Origin of the sequence: Arthrobacter sp. PsM3, from assembly GCF_030433895.1 — a bacterium.
Lineage (GTDB): Bacteria > Actinomycetota > Actinomycetes > Actinomycetales > Micrococcaceae > Arthrobacter.
The window spans coordinates 1-16,101 of sequence record NZ_JARUXE010000034.1; the positions used below are offsets into that span (position 1 = coordinate 1).

12 protein-coding genes are annotated in these 16,101 nt (G+C 67.4%); 8 read left to right on the forward strand and 4 right to left on the reverse strand.

The window, feature by feature from the left end; translation table 11 throughout:
- Positions 1 to 77: 77 nt before the first annotated feature.
- Positions 78 to 1,994 (reverse strand): primary-amine oxidase, encoded by a 1,917-nt coding sequence (locus QCD75_RS16795; RefSeq protein WP_301230461.1) that lies wholly within the window; start codon positions 1,992 to 1,994, stop codon positions 78 to 80.
- A gap of 120 nt (positions 1,995 to 2,114) precedes the next feature.
- On the opposite strand from QCD75_RS16795, the gene QCD75_RS16800 reads away from it, so the two are divergent.
- Together QCD75_RS16800 and QCD75_RS16805 are read left to right on the forward strand one after the other, a co-directional pair.
- Positions 2,115 to 2,756, forward strand: a complete 642-nt coding sequence (locus QCD75_RS16800; RefSeq protein ID WP_301230463.1) for a TetR/AcrR family transcriptional regulator — start codon at positions 2,115 to 2,117, stop codon at positions 2,754 to 2,756.
- A 112-nt stretch (positions 2,757 to 2,868) separates the two neighbouring features.
- The gene (locus tag QCD75_RS16805) at positions 2,869 to 3,828 is read left to right on the forward strand and encodes a helix-turn-helix domain-containing protein (RefSeq protein WP_301230465.1); all 960 of its coding nucleotides are present in this window, start codon (positions 2,869 to 2,871) and stop codon (positions 3,826 to 3,828) included.
- A gap of 114 nt (positions 3,829 to 3,942) precedes the next feature.
- On the opposite strand, the gene QCD75_RS16810 is transcribed toward QCD75_RS16805, so the two are convergent.
- Complete coding sequence (locus tag QCD75_RS16810) at positions 3,943 to 5,424, reverse strand: APC family permease (protein ID WP_301230467.1); 1,482 nt, start codon at positions 5,422 to 5,424, stop codon at positions 3,943 to 3,945.
- A 350-nt stretch (positions 5,425 to 5,774) separates the two neighbouring features.
- Here QCD75_RS16810 and QCD75_RS16815 point away from each other — a divergent pair, with 350 nt between their 5' ends.
- Together QCD75_RS16815 and QCD75_RS16820 are read left to right on the forward strand one after the other, a co-directional pair.
- Entirely contained in the window at positions 5,775 to 7,184 is a 1,410-nt protein-coding gene (locus QCD75_RS16815; protein WP_301230469.1) for an aldehyde dehydrogenase family protein, read from the forward strand.
- A 116-nt stretch (positions 7,185 to 7,300) separates the two neighbouring features.
- The gene (locus QCD75_RS16820; protein ID WP_301230533.1) at positions 7,301 to 7,579 is read left to right on the forward strand and encodes a substrate-binding domain-containing protein; all 279 of its coding nucleotides are present in this window, start codon (positions 7,301 to 7,303) and stop codon (positions 7,577 to 7,579) included.
- 28 nt (positions 7,580 to 7,607) lie between these two features.
- Here QCD75_RS16820 and QCD75_RS16825 read toward each other — a convergent pair whose 3' ends face one another.
- Both QCD75_RS16825 and QCD75_RS16830 read right to left on the reverse strand, forming a co-directional pair.
- Positions 7,608 to 9,614, reverse strand: coding sequence for a vWA domain-containing protein (locus QCD75_RS16825; RefSeq protein ID WP_301230471.1), 2,007 nt, complete (start codon positions 9,612 to 9,614; stop codon positions 7,608 to 7,610).
- Between the two features lie 42 nt (positions 9,615 to 9,656).
- Positions 9,657 to 11,045 carry a sigma 54-interacting transcriptional regulator gene (locus tag QCD75_RS16830; protein ID WP_301230473.1) on the reverse strand — a complete coding sequence of 463 codons (1,389 nt, stop codon included), beginning with the start codon at positions 11,043 to 11,045 and terminating at the stop codon, positions 9,657 to 9,659.
- 92 nt (positions 11,046 to 11,137) lie between these two features.
- Here QCD75_RS16830 and QCD75_RS16835 point away from each other — a divergent pair, with 92 nt between their 5' ends.
- The 4 genes from QCD75_RS16835 (at position 11,138) to QCD75_RS16850 (ending at position 16,101) form a co-directional block, all read left to right on the forward strand.
- Positions 11,138 to 11,809, forward strand: a complete 672-nt coding sequence (locus tag QCD75_RS16835; RefSeq protein ID WP_301230475.1) for an MSMEG_4193 family putative phosphomutase — start codon at positions 11,138 to 11,140, stop codon at positions 11,807 to 11,809.
- A gap of 13 nt (positions 11,810 to 11,822) precedes the next feature.
- A complete protein-coding gene (locus QCD75_RS16840) occupies positions 11,823 to 12,524 on the forward strand; it encodes an SCO1664 family protein (RefSeq protein WP_301230477.1) in 702 nt (233 codons plus the stop codon).
- Positions 12,525 to 12,661: 137 nt separating this feature from the next.
- Complete coding sequence (arfB, locus tag QCD75_RS16845) at positions 12,662 to 13,084, forward strand: alternative ribosome rescue aminoacyl-tRNA hydrolase ArfB (protein ID WP_301230479.1); 423 nt, start codon at positions 12,662 to 12,664, stop codon at positions 13,082 to 13,084.
- Between the two features lie 203 nt (positions 13,085 to 13,287).
- Positions 13,288 to 16,101: a LuxR C-terminal-related transcriptional regulator gene (locus tag QCD75_RS16850; RefSeq protein WP_301230481.1), complete on the forward strand. Its 2,814-nt coding sequence runs from the start codon at positions 13,288 to 13,290 to the stop codon at positions 16,099 to 16,101.

The following is a 16,101-nucleotide window of genomic DNA, read 5'->3' on the forward strand; positions in this document are numbered from 1 at the left end:
CCCCCCCCCCCCCCCCCCCCCCCCCCCCCCCCCCCCCCCCCCCCCCCCCCCCCCGGATCCGCGCCATGCCTTAGCTGCTACGCATGGCAGTGGCCGCCGGCCGCCTGGGCGGAGGCGGGGACGTCCAGGACTGGGCTGCGGTCAAAGAAGCCGTCCGGACGAAGCTTGAACCCCACGGTGTCCACCGGCATGATGGGCCAGTCCTCGGTCCGGGGGAAATGGGTCAGCCCGAAAGTGTGCCAGAGAACGATGTCCTGGCCGTCGATGTCCCGGTCCTGTGCGATGTAGGCCGGCAGTCCCGCTCCCCCGGCATGCTGGTTCACGAAATCGCCGGTCGGGTACCGTTCGTCGTCGGCAAAGCGGGTCACCCAAAGGTCCTTGGTGGCGAACGCGGCCCGGCGGGCAATGGAGGATTCCGGATCCGCCAGCAAGGTGGGCTGGCCCTGGGCGTGGAGTTTGTAGCCCACAGCCTCGCCCAGCCGGTTCCGTGACTCAGGGTTCGAGATGACCCAGGTCCGTCCGCTGCGGGCGTCGGCCTCGCGCACGCCGTCCGATTCGCGGGTGAGGACGGTACGCTTCCGGGAGAAGGCATTGCCGCGTTCGTTGCCTTCGCCCATCACCTGCCGGACCACATCCTCTTCTTCGACCCGGTTGGTGAAGCCGTCGATGGCCATGTCCAGCCGGGCGCTGAAGAGATGCTGGTGGAACGGGGCGCCCAGCCCCGGCGCCAGCTGGGATATGTTGTCCGAGCCACCTTCGGGATAGGCACTGGTGAAGACGACGCCAGTGGCCTTGGCCTCGAACTCGATGGTGCCGTCGAGGTAGAGGTACCAGTAGAAGCCGTAGTCGTAGTTCCCGATGGTGGTGAAGAACGAGATCACCAGGCGGCGGTTGCGCCGGGTGTACGTAATGCCGGACCAGAGGTCGCTGTGCTTGGCCAGGATGCCCCAGTCCTCCTCGTGCATGCAAATGCCGTTGCGGATCTCGCGGGGATTCCCGAAGGCATCACTGATGACGGGGCTGAGGTAGGTGATCTCCCCCAGGCAGTCGCATCCGAGTTCCAGGGAGTTGGCGTACTGGCCCACCAGGTACTCGCCGGTATCGAAGTAATTCTGCCAGGAGCGGATCGGCGACGGGTCACCATAGGGCACCACCATCTCTGCGATGGAGGCACGGTTGATGATCGGGCGCAGCCGGCCGCCGTCCTGGAAGGCGATGTTGTGCAGTACGACGCCTTCCCGGACGTCGAAGCCGACGTCGACGCTCCACTTTTCCCATTCCACGTGGTTCCCGTCGGTCACGGTGAAGCTGGGACCCTCGGGCTGGGTGATGCTGATGGGTTTCTGCGTGGTCCGCAGCGGCCCGGTGAGCTCAGGATCGGTGTAGTTGCCGTGCTCCGCGGGAACCGGCACCGCGCCGGTGTCCAGCACCTGCGTGACTTCCTTGCTGACGACGTCGACATAGGCCACGAGTCCGTCCACAGGGTGCGCCCAGGCGCTGTCCTCGGGGAAATCCTGCACGAACGCCAACCCGCGCAGGATCCGGCGGCCCCTTTCCTCGGGGTATTCGAAGACACCGGCAGACAGCGGGGCGACCCTGACCTTGCCGACGTCCAGGCCCCGGTCGGCCAGCGCCTTGAGCCAGCGCGCGTCCGAGGCCAGCAGTTCCTCAACCACCGCGAACTCTTCCTCCAGGACCGGAAGTTCGCCCGCAACCGCGGTGTCCAGTTCGACGGCGGAAACCACCGCCTGTGTTGTCACGGAGACCGTGACGTCCGCCGGGCGGCCGCCGTCGACGTCGTGAATGAACACCCGGAAACGGCGGTCTTCACGGTCCCTGGGGGCGTCGCGGGCCGGATCCAGCAGGCCCAGGTAGGCAATGCGCTTCCCCGGCCCAAAAAGGCCGGCGGCGAGCAGAACGCTCCGGACCTCGGCGATTTCGGCGCCGGTCGCCAGACGGTACGGCGCGGCGGTGTCGGTAATTGAGGGCATCATGGCGGCCTTCTGTCCGGGACCTTTGCGGGTCGGATTTTTATTTTCTATAGGTGTAGAGAATACCGATCCGTAAGATGTGGCACAAGAGTCGACCACGAAATATTTCCGGGGAGCAGTTCCGTGCCAAAGATTGTTGATCATGATGAGCGCCGCCTGGAACTCGTCGATGCGACGTGGCGGATCATTGCCCGGCTGGGCATCGAAGGCGCCACGATGCGCGAAATCGCCATTGAGGCAGGGTTCGCCAATGGAGCCCTCAAGCCATACTTCCCCACCAAGGACACTCTGCTGGCCTTTGCCTTCAGCCACGTCTTCAACAGGACAAACGCGCGGGTGGCCACGGTCACCACCGGAAAATCAGGGCTGCCGGCATTGCGGGACTTTTGCCGCGAGGTACTCCCGCTGGACGAGGAACGCGTCAATGAGGCGCGGATCGTAATCCCTTTCTGGCAGAAGGCGGTCAATGACGAGGAGAAAGCCGCAATCCACCGCGCCTCGATGGACCAGTGGCTCCACCTGGTCCTCGGGTACCTCGGCCAGGCCCGGAAGGACGGCGACGTCACCACCCCGGTTCCGGATGACGCCCTCGCCGGCCAGCTGCTGAACATGCTGCTGGGCGCACAGATTACCGCCGCCCTTGCACCCCAGGCTCCGACGCCGGAGCAGCCCGTGGCCGAGAGCCCCGCCCCCGGGCCGCTGCTCAATACGGCCCTCCTGGCGCAGCTGGAGGGTTTTCTCGGCCTGCTTCGCCCGGCCGGCTGATCTTTTTTCGCCGACTGTCGAAAAAAGATGACAGCTGCCGTTCCCGGCGCTAACCTGAAATGACTGTGTCCCATGACACACCCCCAGGATTATGACGGCGTCAGGATCTCCAATGGCCCCAGCTACAACCCACGGCACCTCCCAGGACGTCCGCACCAGCGTGGCAACCTCCTTTGACCACTGGAGGCATCTGGTCGCGGAGTCTTTTGTTCCCCTCATGGCGCAGACGGGCGATCCGGACGCGTTCAGCGGCCGCATGCGGTCCAGGCTGCTGGACCGCGTGTGCATCGTCGAGGTCACAGCATCCAGCCACGAGGTCCACCGCACGCCCGCCCTGATTGCGCACTCCGGCCAGCGCTACTTCAAACTCAATCTGCAGCTCGAGGGCACGGGACTGCTCATCCAGGACAACCGCGAAGCCGTGCTGCGCCCGGGGGACCTTGCGATCTATGACACCGACCGGCCCTACACCCTGGCGTTCGAAGAGCAGGCCCGGATGATGGTGGTGATGTTTCCCTACGATGCCCTGTCCCTGCCGCCGGAATGCGTGGGGCAGCTCTCGGCAGTGCGGATGGCCGCCGGCGGCGGCCTGACCAGCATCGTCGGGCCGTTCATTTCCAGGCTCGCGGAAAACCTGGACGTCCTGAACGGCCCCAGCGGTTCCCGGCTGACCACCAACGCGCTCGACCTCGTCTCCACGATGCTGCACGCGGAGCTGTCCATGACTCCGGACACGATGAAGCCGCAGGCGCTCCTGGCCACCTCCGTCCGCGAATACATCGAGGCGAACCTCTCCGACCCTGCGCTCTCCCCCGCCACAATTGCCGCGGCCCATTTCATCTCCACCCGCCATCTGCACAACGTCTTTCACGAATCAGGGGCCACCGTTGCCGGCTGGATCCGGAGCCAGCGGCTGGAACGAACCCGGCGGGACCTGAGGGATCCGCTGCATGCGGGGGCCTCCGTGGGCACCGTGGCGGCCCGCTGGGGATTCCTGGATGCGGCGCATTTCAGCCGCACCTTCCGGGATGCCTTCGGCCAGTCCCCCACCGACTGGCGCCGCGGCGCCTGAGATTTCCCCTGCAAAGACCGCTGCAACGACGGGAGGGTGCGGTACCGGATAGCCCGGAACCGCACTCTTCCGACGTCGTCGGGCTCTGCGCGTGGCGCCCTGCGCAGTGGCGGCCTACGCTGCGAACTCCGCCACGGCGGCCCGGCTTCCGCCCCGGCTGAGGACCCGGACCTCCACCAGCAGGCCGGCCACAAACACCGCGGGGACGGCCACCAGGAGCGCCACGGCGGTTTCCGCGCTGCCCCCGATGAGGGATGTGAAGTTGCTGACCACGAGGTAGAGCACCCAGGCAAGGAGGACGGTGGCCAGCACGGGCGCCACGAGCGTCTGCCAGTGCTGCCCGGCGACCCGTTCGCGCCGGAAATATACGACGACGGCCAGGGAGGACAGCATGTACAGCACCAGCAGTGCCGCGACAGCCAGCCCGCTGAACCAGGAGAACAGCGTCAAGACCGGGTCCATCGCCAGCAGCGCGAAGGGTGACACCAGCAGCAGGGCGATGCCCGTCTGGATCCGGGCGGCCACCGCCGGGGCGCGGTGTGAGTTGGTCCGCGCGACGACGGCGGGCAGGGAACCGCGGAGCGCCAGCGAATGCAGGTAGCGGTTGATGCCGTTGTGGAAGGCGATGATGCCGGCCAGGAGGGACGTCACGAGCAGGATGCCGGTGGTGACCCCCGCCCACGGCCCGAACAGCTCCACCATGGGCGTGAGTACGAATGCCGTGGAGTCACCGGATTCCAGGGCGGCCCCGGCAGCGCCGACGACCTGCGAAGGGCCGTAATAGCTGACCAGCATCCAGGAGATGAAGGAGAAGAAAACTGAGATGACGCCCACGGACAGATAGGTGGCCCGGGCCACGGTCCGCTGCGCGTCCTTGGCCTCAGCCGAGTAGATGGCAGTGGATTCGAATCCGAACATGGAGGCCACCGCGAACATGATGGCCACGCCGGGGGCGCCGCTGGCGATCGCCTCGGGTGAGAAGGACGCGGCAATGCTGAGCCCTTCCGGTCCCCCGCCCCGGAACAGCACCGTCAACCCGAACATCAGCAGGATTGCGACCTCCAGGCCCACGAGAAGCGCAAGGACCCGGGCACCGAGTTCGATGTTCAGTGAGCCCAGGACCTGCACGCCCGCCATGGTGACCACCGCCAGCACCCACCAGGGGACGCTGATGCCGGCACTGTCGAGGAGGCCGGAAAAGGCCGCGCCGTACAGGCCGTACATGGCGGCCTGCACGGTGCTGTAGGCCAGCAGCGCCAGCCAGGCGGCGCCGGCGCCGATCTTCCGCCCGAACGCCGCCGTGACGTACGCGTAGAACGCGCCGTTGGCCTGGATCTTCCGGCTCATGGCGACGAATCCCACCGCGAAGATCACGATGACAATGCCAACCACCAGATAGGCGCCGGGCGCTCCAGGGCCATTGCCGAGCGCTGCGGCCAGCGGGGAGGCCCCGACGATTCCGGTGAGCGGCGCCTGGGCGGAAAGGACAAAGAACAAAATGCCCATGACACCGACGCTGCCGGCGCGCAGGGCAGTGGAGTGCTCGTGCCGGGGAGTTTTTTCTGCGGTCCGGGACTCGGAATTTGAAATACTCATTGGATCCTTCTTAACGGTCATGAGTGCTGGGTCTGTGGTGTCTGGCACCGTGCAAACCAGCATGGCAGCCGCCCCCTGTCCGGCTTTTGTCGATCAGTGACCGGTTGTTGTAGCTGAGCGCAGCGACGCCTTTTCCGCACCGATCCTGGTCTTCCCGTTGAACCTTGGTTTCCCCTTTGAACCTTGTTTCCCCTTTGAACCTTGCCGCCATCGTTCGCTGGTCGTCAAGAGTCGTTCCCGGAGAGACAAGCCGCGGAGCTCCCGCCGGAGGACCCTTGAAGCAGCGGCTTCTGGCCGCAGGGCCCGGACGGATCACCAGCTGCGCCTTAACTACTCGAAGTGGAGTACCGATGGAAACCTACGATGCCCTTCTCGCCGCAATCACGCCGTCGTCCGGTCTGACCCGCACGATTCTCGACCCGGCCACGGGCGAGCCCGTGGGGGAAGCACCGGTTCATGACGTGGCGGATCTGGAGCGCGCCATCACCGCCGCCGCCGCCGCGCAGCCGGCCTGGGCCGCGCTGGGCCATGACGCCCGCAGCGCTGCCCTGCTCAGGGCCGCCGACGCCGTCGAACGCTCCGCCGAGGAACTTGCCCGGCTCCTTTCCCGCGAGCAGGGCAAGCCGCTGAACGGCCCCAACGCCCGCTTCGAAGTGGGCGCTTGCTCGGCCTGGCTCCGTGCCACGGCCACCACCGGGCTGGAGCCGGAAACCGTGGTGGACGACGGCGAGACCCACGCCGTCGTCAACTACCGCCCGATCGGCGTCGTCGGCGCGATCGGGCCATGGAACTGGCCCATGATGATCAGCGTCTGGCAAATTGCGCCCGCCCTGCGGATGGGCAACGCCGTCGTCGTGAAGCCCTCCGAATACACCCCGCTCAGCGTCCTGGCGCTGGTCAGCGTCCTGAACGAGGAACTGCCGGAGGGCATTTTGTCCGTCGTGTCCGGCGGCCGCGAGGTCGGGGCGCGGCTGGCCGAGCACCCCGCAGTCGGAAAGATCATGTTCACCGGTTCCACCACCACCGGCAAGGCGATCATCAAGTCCTCCGCCGGCACCGTCAAACGCCTCACCCTGGAACTCGGCGGCAACGACGCCGGCATTGTCCTTCCCGACGCCGATCCCAAGGCGATCGCAGAAGGCCTGTTCTGGGGTGCCTTCATCAACACCGGCCAGACCTGCGCGGCGCTCAAGCGGCTGTATGTCCACGACGGCATCTACGATGCGGTCTGCACGGAACTCGCCGCAGTCGCTGCCGCAATGCCGATGGGCGTCGGCCTCGACGAGGCGAACGTCCTGGGCCCGCTGCAGAACAAGCAGCAGCTCGACGTCGTGGCCCGGCTCGTGGATGCGGCCCGTGCCTCCGGAGCCAGGATCCTGCTGGGCGGCAACCCGGATGCGGACCAGCCGGGCTTCTTCTACCCCACCACGCTTGTGGCCGACATTGACAACGACAACCCCCTCGTCGCCGAGGAGCAGTTCGGGCCAGCCCTGCCGATCATCCGCTACAGCACCGTCGATGAGGCCGTGGCCATGGCCAACGCCCTTGACGTCGGCCTGGGCGCCTCGGTCTGGTCCTCAGACCCGGTCCGTGCCCGTGACGTGGCGGCCCGGATCGAGGCCGGAACGGTGTGGATCAACAAACACGGGGCCGTTGACCCGCGCGTTCCCTTCGGCGGGGCCAAGCAGTCCGGCTACGGCCTCGAGTTCGGCGTCGAAGGCCTCAAAGCCCTCGGGGTGCCGCAGGTAATCAACGGCTGACGATTCAGCACTGCCGCACGACTGTTTGAGGGCCGGCGCCCGGGGCGGGGCGCCGGCCCTCAGCCATGGGCCGCCCGCTCCACGCACCAACCGTGGTGCCGTGAACTCTGGCAGGCATAAGCTATCGGCTTGCGGTTGGCGCTCTCTCGGCTGCCGACGACCACGGCATTGGCGTCCCTTCGCAGCTCACCCTCATCGGATATGACAACACCTACCTGGCCGGCATCCGGCGCCTTTCACTGACCGGCGTGGATCCCGTGAGCCGGGACGTCGGCGTCCGCGTCGCCGGGCTGCTCCTTGAACGCATGGCGGACCCCTCCCTGCCGCAGCGCACCGTGGTGCTGACCCCGCGGATGGTCATTCGCAGCAGCACCGACCCGGCCCCGACGGCCTGATCCGCGGAACGGCTCACACCGGCAGGCGCTACGAAACCCAGTCGGCCTCGTCGTAGGGGCGTCCTCGGAAGTGGGCGCGGAGGTACTCCCCCACCACGGCAGCCCCGAGGTCTCCAACGTCAGGCGCCACGACCCGGCCGTCGATCCGGCGGGCCATCGTCTGGACGAACCGTTCCAGGCCCGGGTCGTCGCCGAGCCGGAAGAACGTGGCCTGCGTGCCGGCACGCCCGAGGCGGTCCAGCTCGGCGACCGTCACGCGGATGGTCTCCGGGTCAGGCGGCCACGAAAACCACGACTCGCCGTCGGCCAGCAGGTGCGCGGTGGGTTCCCCGTCGGTCACCACGAGGAGGACGGGCTGCATCGACGGGTGCTGGCGGAAGAAACGACCGGCCAGCAGCAGACCGTGATGCAGGTTGGTTCCCTGCTCCCGCAAAGCGTGCAGGGCGGTGAGCTCGCCGATGTCCATGGACTGCGCGTACCGGCCGAACGTGATCAGCTGCAGCCGGTCCCCGCGGAACCGGGTTGAGACGAGGTGGTGCAGGGCGAGTGCGGTGCGTTTCATCGGCACCCACCGCCCCTCGGCGGCCATCGAGAACGACACGTCGACGAGCAGGGCGACGGCGGCCTGGGTGCGCGCCTCCGTCTCCGTCACCTCAATGTCGGCTACCCCCAGGCGCAATCCGCGGCCCGGATCACCGCCGTCGGCAATCGTGCGGCGGATCGCGTTGGTGATGGTGCGTGTGACGTCCCATGGTTCGGCATCCCCGAACTCCCACTGGCGGCTGGAGCCGGTCTGCTCGCCGGCCGCTCCGGCGGCCCGGGTGTCGCGGCGCCCCTGCCGGCCGGACAACTGCTTCGCGGTGTCCCGCAGCAGTGACCTGCCGAGCCGCCGCATCGCCTGCGGCGACAGCTTGAGGGTGCCGTCGGCCCCGCGGCGCAGGTAGCCGCCGTCCTGCATCGCCCGTTCGATCTCCGCTAGCGTACGTCCCGTCACGGCGGCATTCTGCCCAAGCTGGCGGGCAAGGGCGTCCAGGTCCAGATCGTCGAGGCTCGATCCATTATGGGACTGGGACAGCTGTTCGGCCAGCTCGTCGAGTTCGGCGATGTCCTGGAGCACGCCGGTGCCGTCGCCCAGCCCCAGACCTTCCTGACCCTCGAAGCGTTCGGAGCCGGTCCAGTCCTCCCCGGGGCGGAGGGCGCGCAGGCTCGAGTCGAGCTGATCGAGCTGGGCCATGAGTTCGGGCGATCCGAAGGCCTGGGCCGACAGGCGCATCAGCTCATCCCGCTGCTCGGGGGACATGGATTGCAGGAGCCGCTGGGCCGCCGCCGCGCGCTGGGCGAGGGCGTCGACCAGCTCCTCGACTGACTGCGGGTTTTCCGGAAAGAACTGGCCGTGCTGCGACATGAACTCCTGAAAGTCCGCGTCGGTGTCTTCGCCGCGCCGGTGCTTGTCCAGCAGCTCGTTGAGGTCGCGCAGCATCCCGTTCACGGCTTCGCGGTCCTCATCCGTGGCGCTCTCGAGTGCTTCCTTCATGCCGGCGAACCGCTGGTCAAGGACCTCGCGGCCCAGCAGATCCTTGATCCGGTCGAAGGCTTCGCGGGCGGTGCTCGACTGCCAGTCGTAGGAGGCCAGTTCGTTGACCGCGGCTGCGGTGGACCGGGGCAGGTTCTGCAGCTGCATCGCCCGGAACGCCCGGTCGGTGTTGTCCATCATGGCGTCCCGGGCGAGCTGCTTGCGCTCCTCCAGCACCGCGGTGTCGAGCAGCTTCTGGACCTCGGTGAGGGTGCCGTCCAGCCGGTGGCGGCCCAGCAGTTCGTTCCGGCGCTGTTGAACGCGGCCGGCGAGGTCGTCGAGCCCTTCCCGGTTGCGGCCGCCGCGGCGCAGGAACTCCTGCAGGGCGCGCCGGGGCGAGTAGCCCGCCATGACATCCTCGGCGATCGCGTCGAGCGCCTCGGCCAGGTCCACCGGCGGGGCGAGGGGATCCGGTCCTCCCGTGTACCGGCCGTACCTGGAGGACCGCTTGTGAACGCCCATGATGCTGCCTCCCTGTCCCTGCTTCAAGCCTGGGCCCGACTGCTAGCCGTAGATGGTTTCCTCGTCGTCGGACTCCTTGGCGATCCGCCGGGCGAGGAAGAGACCCTCCAGTGCAAGTTCGATTGCGGCGGCGCGCTGGCCGTCGTTCCTGGCGCCCAGGCGCCCGCTGATTTCGTCGTAAAGCCCGGAGCCGTCAAGTGCCGGAAGATCTTCGAGGAACTCCCGCGCGGTGATCTGGTCGCCGGTGGTCACGGTCCTGTGCCCGTCGAGCGCCGCCACGAGTGCACCCATATCGATGCCGTGGAAGTGCGCCCGGACGGCTTCCGCGGTGGCCATGCGCAGGAGGTGGTCCAGGATGTCCTGTTCCCGCCCTTCCTCTCCGGATTCGAACTCAATTTTGCCGGTGAGGACTTCGACGGCCGCCTCCAGGTCGACAATCCGTGCCACTGCCTCGTCCTCCCCCCGCACACTGGCCCGTCGCAACGCCGCCGCGGCGACTGTTTCGGCGCCCGCGATGGCGAACCGCGCCGAAACTCCGGAGGTCTGGTTGATGGCCGGGGACTGCCGCAGCGCGCGGGTGTAGCGGGCCAGGATCTCCAGGATGACGTGCGGGACATCGGCCACCAGCCGCCCCTCCTGCCGGATGACGGCCACCTCATCCTCAAGCTCGATCGGGTAGTGGGTGCGGATCTCGGCGCCGAAGCGGTCCTTCAGGGGCGTGATGATCCGGCCCCGGTTGGTGTAGTCCTCCGGGTTGGCAGACGCGACAACAAGCACGTCCAGCGGCAGCCGCAGCACGTAGCCGCGGATCTGGATATCGCGCTCCTCCATCACGTTGAGCATCGCGACCTGGATCCGTTCGGCGAGGTCGGGCAGTTCATTGATGGCGATGATGCCGCGGTTGGAACGCGGGACCAGGCCGTAGTGGATGGTTTCCGGGTCCCCGAGCCGGCGTCCCTCAGCCACCCGCATCGGATCGACGTCGCCGATGAGGTCGGCAACGGAGGTGTCCGGTGTGGCGAGCTTCTCGACGTACCGTTCCGAGCGGTGGCGCCACGCCACGCGCAGCCGGTCGCCTTCGGTCAGTGCACGGGCGCGGGAGTGCTCCGTGATGGGTTCGTAGGGGTGCTCGTTCAGTTCCGATCCCTCGATCACCGGCGACCACTCGTCAAGCAGCCCGACCAGGGTGCGGAGGAGCCGTGTCTTGCCCTGCCCCCGCTCGCCGAGCAGGACGACGTCGTGCCCCGCGATCAAGGCACGCTCAAGCTGGGGAATGACGGTGCGGCTGAAGCCGTACATCCCGGGCCACGGATCACGGCCGACGGCGAGCGCGGCAAGCAGGTTGCTGCGGATCTCGTGGCGCAGGTCCTTGTGGACATGCCCGGCTGCACGCAATTCACCAACGGTGAAGATATCGGGGCGATCACTCACCTCTCTAAGGTAGCCTCCAACCTGGGGCGAATCGAGGGAATTTCCCAAAATTCCAGCGCGCGGGCACCCGGAACGGCTTACGCTGGGTGCTGATGAGTGCAACACCGCCGTCGGGACCCCCGACACCACATTCAACACCTGAGGGCACGCTCCTCCTCCTGGTGCGCCACGGGGAGACGCCCACCACGGGAAAGGTGCTGCCCGGACGCGCCCCGGGACTGCACCTGTCCGAGCGGGGCCAGGGCCAGGCGGCACGCGTCGCGGAACGGCTCGCAGGCCTTCGCATCGATGGCGTCTACTCCTCGCCGCTGGAACGCACCCTCGAGACTGCCGAACCCACGGCGGCCTCCACCGGGCTCGGGGTGAACGAGGATGCCGGCCTGATCGAGTGCGACTTCGGCGAATGGACCGGCGCCGAGCTTGCCGGGCTGGCAGGCTTGCCCGAGTGGCAGACCGTACAGCACAGCCCGTCGGGCTTCCGCTTCCCGAACGGGGAGAGCTTCGCGGAGATGCAAGCCCGGATCGTCGGAGCGCTCGAGGCGCTGCGCACGGCACACAACGGGGGCGTCGTTGTGTGCTTCTCCCACGCCGACCCGATCAAGGCCGCCGTAGCCCACGCCCTCGGCACGCATCTGGACCACTTCCAGCGGATCATCATCAACCCGGGTTCGGTCTCGGTCATCTCGTATGTGGAAGGTCAGGCGCCCGCCGTGCTGACGGTTAATTCCACCCTAGAGCCATTGAGCGGTCTGAGGGCGCCGTGAAAAGGGACAGCCGGTGTCCGGACGGGAGCTGACACTGCTCGGCGAGGGCGGCGTGGAACTGCTGGGGCGCATCCCGCGCGGCAGCAACGCGGCGTTCCTCGTCCTGGTCTCGTGCGGAGACGATTCGGCGTACGCAGTCTACAAACCGGAGTCCGGGGAACGGCCGCTCTTGGATTTCGAGCCAGGGCTCTACCGGCGGGAACGTGCCGCGTATCTGCTGAGCGAGCACCTGGGGTGGGGCATAGTGCCGCCCACGGTGATCCGCGCGGACGCCCCCCTCGGGATTGGGTCGCTCCAGTGGTTCGTCGACTGCGACGTCAGTGAGCACTACTTCACCCTGTACGCGGACTCACCCGCGACCCACCGCGTCCTGCTGCAGATCGCCCTGTTCGATTGCATCGCCAACAACACTGACCGCAAGAGCGGACATGTGCTGCGCGGCCACGACGGGCTCGTGTGGGGCATCGATCACGGGCTGTGCTTCTCGGCCGGCTTCAAACTCCGCACCGTGATCTGGGACTTCGCCGGTGCACCCATCCCCGCTGCCCTGCTCGAGGACATCACCCCGCTCGCAGAGGCCGTGCCGCCCGAAGTGGCCGGGCTCCTCGACGACGCGGAAGTCACCGCCCTGCAGCGCCGGGTGCAGCGCCTGCTGCTCAGCGGGATGCTGCCGGTTGACCGCACCGGCATGCGGTACCCGTGGCCGCTGGTGTAACGACGCGGCCCCCACGACGACTTCTACCCCGGGCTGGCTGGGTATGTGCAGCCGTCCGTCGGCCTGGCTGCTGCGGTTTTGAGCCTGCGCGGGGACGGGGTGCCTTGATCGCGCCCATACTGTGCGACGCTGGTTGCATGGATCTGGAGGTGTCGCCCGCGCTGACGATTCCCGCATCGGAACTGGGCTGGAGGTTCTCACGTTCGTCCGGGCCAGGCGGTCAACACGTCAACACCTCGGACAGCCGCGTGGAGCTTTCATGGAACATCGCAGACTCTGCGGTGCTTTCAGACGACCAGCGGCTGATGCTGCTCTCGCGTCTCGGACGACGCCTCATCGCCGGGGTGGTCACCGTGACCGCCTCCGAGCGGCGCTCCCAGCTGCGCAACCGCGAGATCGCCCTGGCCAAGCTCGCCGACCTCGTGGCAGTGGGTCTTGCCCCCGAGGCTGCGCCCCGCCGGGCTACCAAACCCACCCGGGGTTCGAACCGTCGGCGCCTCGCCGCCAAGGAACAGCGGTCAGCAACGAAACGGCAGCGGCAGCGGCCCTCCGCCGAGTAGCCCCGTCCTGCGCCCGACCACCCGGGTAGTCGACCACGCGTGACCGAAACTACCCGGCAGGGTGGTTGCGGGCCACCCGGTCCGCTGACCAGACTGAATACAGGCCCCGGGCGGACCTGCGCTGTCTTTGTCCCCGCTGTTCCCATAGGATTTTAGAGGGCCGAATGCATTCCCGGCGGCCGCCGGACCACAAGGAGGTGGCGATGCCGACAGGACCACCCAGCGCGTCAAGCAAGTTCCGCGCGCCCGAGCCTGTTGGCCAGTGGGTTCGCCGCACGCGGCTGACCGACATGCTCCACGCGGACCGGAAACGGCGGCTTGCATTGATCCACGCCCCGGCCGGTTTTGGCAAGTCGACCCTTGCCGCGCAATGGATGGAAAACCTGGCGTCCCAGGGCCTCGTGACCGTCTGGTTGTCCTTGGACCGGGACGACAACAACACCATCTGGTTCCTCTCCCACCTCCTTCAGGCAATCCGGAAAGCCCGGCCCGGACTCGATGAGGAACTCCAGCAGTTGCTCGAAGAGCGGCCCGATGACGCTGAGCAATACGTGGTTCCCGCCCTCATCAACGCCATCGACGAGGGCGGCCAGGACATCGTCATAACCTTGGACGACTGGCACCTGGTCACGGAGCCCAGGACCATGGCGGTCGTGGAACGGCTGTTGGATGCCGGCGGCTCCCATCTGTCCTTCATCATCACCAGCCGCACCCGCTCGGGCCTGCCACTGGGCCGGCTTATGGTGCGGGACCAGCTACTCGAAGTGGATGCCGTCGCGCTGAGGTTCGACGCGGAGGAATCCGAGGACTTCCTGGTCGGCATCAACCGGCTGGATCTGGATGCGGGGGACGTGGCCAGCCTCCACCGGACGACTGAGGGCTGGATCGCTGCGCTCCAACTGGTGTCCCTGTCCCTCCGGGACCACCGTGAGGCCTCAGAACTGATCGAACGGCTCTCGGGCAGGCACGCGTCCATCGGCGAATATTTGGCCGAAAACGTCCTCGACACCCTCGACCCCGAAACGCTGAATTTCCTCCTGATGACCTCGGTTCCGGAACGGTTGTGCGCGGGGCTGGCCTCCGCCCTCTCGGGGGTGGAGCTGGGCCAGGCCATGCTGGAGAAAATCCAAGCACAGGATCTGTTCCTGCAGCCGCTTGACGAGGACGGCACGTGGTACCGCTATCACCACCTCTTTGAGGACTACCTGCGCCGCCGCCTGGAGCGCGACTACCCGGGCCGGACCAAGGAACTGCACCTGATCGCCGCCCGCTGGTATTCGGACAACGGATTCCCCAGCGACGCGGTTGACCACGCCCTCGCCGCCGGGGACGTCGAGCTCGCGGTGGAGATCGTCGAGTCCCGCGCCATGTGGCTGGTGGAACACTCCAGCATGTCGACCCTGCTGGCTCTCGTCGGCAAGATCCCGGCCGGCCACGTGGCCGGGCAGGCGCGGCTCCAGACAGCCGTCGCCTGGGCCCATACGCTGCTGCACCAATCGGCAGCGGCGCAAAGTGCCCTGGACCTGGCCGAAGCCGTGATGCCCGCGGATGCGACCCTCACCGAACACGACCGCTTTGAACTCGGCGTCGAAGGGCTCGTTGTGCAGAGCTGCATCGACATGTACAGCGACAGAGTGAACCACGTGGATGAACTGGACGGGAAGTGCTTCGCCCAGGCGGACCTGCTCCGGCCCTGGATCGTCTCCGTGGCAGCGAACGTCTCCACGTTCAAGAAGATCCACGACGGCGACTACCTTCCCGCCCTGGAACAACAGCGGTGGGCCGCAAAGTTCCACGGCCTCACTTCTGGCCCCTTCAGTGGTGTGTACGGACAGTGTTTTGCGGGACTTGCCGCCTACGCCCTGCTCGATCTGGACCGCGTGGACCAGCACTTCACCGCGGCCGTGGAACTCGGCCGGCGCAAGGCAGGGCGATACTCTCATGCGGCGCGGCTCGCGGGGGCGATGATGGGCCAGCTCCTCTATGAACGCGGCGAACTCGACAAAGCGGAGAAATTGCTGGAAGAAACCCGCGAGCTGGGTTCCGAAGGCGGGGTGGTGGACTTCATGGTGTCCACGTACGCCACGCTCGCAAGAATCAAGGCACTCCGGGGGGACACCCCGCGGGCCCGGGAAATACTCGACGAAGGCGATCTGGTGGCCGACAGCCTGGGCCTGGACCGGCTCAAACTGGTCATGAACTTCGAGCGCGTGCAGTTGGGCATCAGCCCCAGGACCATCGACGGGCCACCCCACGGTGACGTACCGGGCGCGGCAGGTGCCCTGAAAGCGGCGGACAGCACCGGCCCACGGCTGGATGGCCTGGCCGAAACCAGGTACCAGATCCAGCTGGCCACGCAGCTGCGGTCCGCCATGGCTGACGCGGGGCACGGGGGCACGGACTCCCCCGGCAGCCTGGACACGGTGCAAGCCGCCCGCCACTTGCTGTCGCGGGCAGCAGCCTATTTGGGTCCGAGGGCAGAACTTAATGCCCGGATCCTGCTGGCGGGCGCGCTCGAACAGGCGGGAAACCGTGCGGAAGCCGAAACGACGCTCTGGCCGGCCCTGGAGACGTGTTCGCGGCTGGGCCTGGTCCGGCCCGTGCTCGACGGCGGCGCGAGCTGCCTGGAGCTGGTGCGCGCCGTCTCGGCCAGGCTGCGGCGCGAACCCGCCCCGGAGGGGGTAAGCCACGAGCTGCCGCGGTTCCTCAGTATCCTGATCCGGCTGGACTCCCAGGCCAGGACCAACCGCGATGCCGGGTGGCCTGCGGAGCCGGCCACCCCCGCCACCCGCCCGGCCACTTTGTCCGTTCCGGAACCGGGCTTGTCGCCACGCGAACAGATGATCCTGCGTCTTGTCGAAAAGGAACGGTCCAACCGCGAAATCGCCCAGGAGCTGCATCTGGGCATCGACACCGTCAAGTGGTATCTCAAAAGCCTGTTCAACACTCTCGGCGTCAGCGACCGAAGGGCTTGTGTTATTGAGGCCCGACGGCGGCACCTGCTCCCGTCGAAGTGA

Excerpts from the sequence above, each read along its gene's own strand:
- QCD75_RS16795 (WP_301230461.1), bottom strand. The coding sequence starts at position 1,994 with ATGATGCCCTCAATTACCGACACCGCCGCGCCGTACCGTCTGGCGACC.
- QCD75_RS16805 (WP_301230465.1), top strand. The coding sequence starts at position 2,869 with ATGGCCCCAGCTACAACCCACGGCACCTCCCAGGACGTCCGCACCAGC.
- QCD75_RS16810 (WP_301230467.1), bottom strand. The coding sequence starts at position 5,424 with ATGAGTATTTCAAATTCCGAGTCCCGGACCGCAGAAAAAACTCCCCGG.
- QCD75_RS16815 (WP_301230469.1), top strand. The coding sequence starts at position 5,775 with ATGGAAACCTACGATGCCCTTCTCGCCGCAATCACGCCGTCGTCCGGT.
- QCD75_RS16825 (WP_301230471.1), bottom strand. The coding sequence starts at position 9,614 with ATGGGCGTTCACAAGCGGTCCTCCAGGTACGGCCGGTACACGGGAGGA.
- QCD75_RS16835 (WP_301230475.1), top strand. The coding sequence starts at position 11,138 with ATGAGTGCAACACCGCCGTCGGGACCCCCGACACCACATTCAACACCT.
- arfB (WP_301230479.1), top strand. The coding sequence starts at position 12,662 with ATGGATCTGGAGGTGTCGCCCGCGCTGACGATTCCCGCATCGGAACTG.
- QCD75_RS16850 (WP_301230481.1), top strand. The coding sequence starts at position 13,288 with ATGCCGACAGGACCACCCAGCGCGTCAAGCAAGTTCCGCGCGCCCGAG.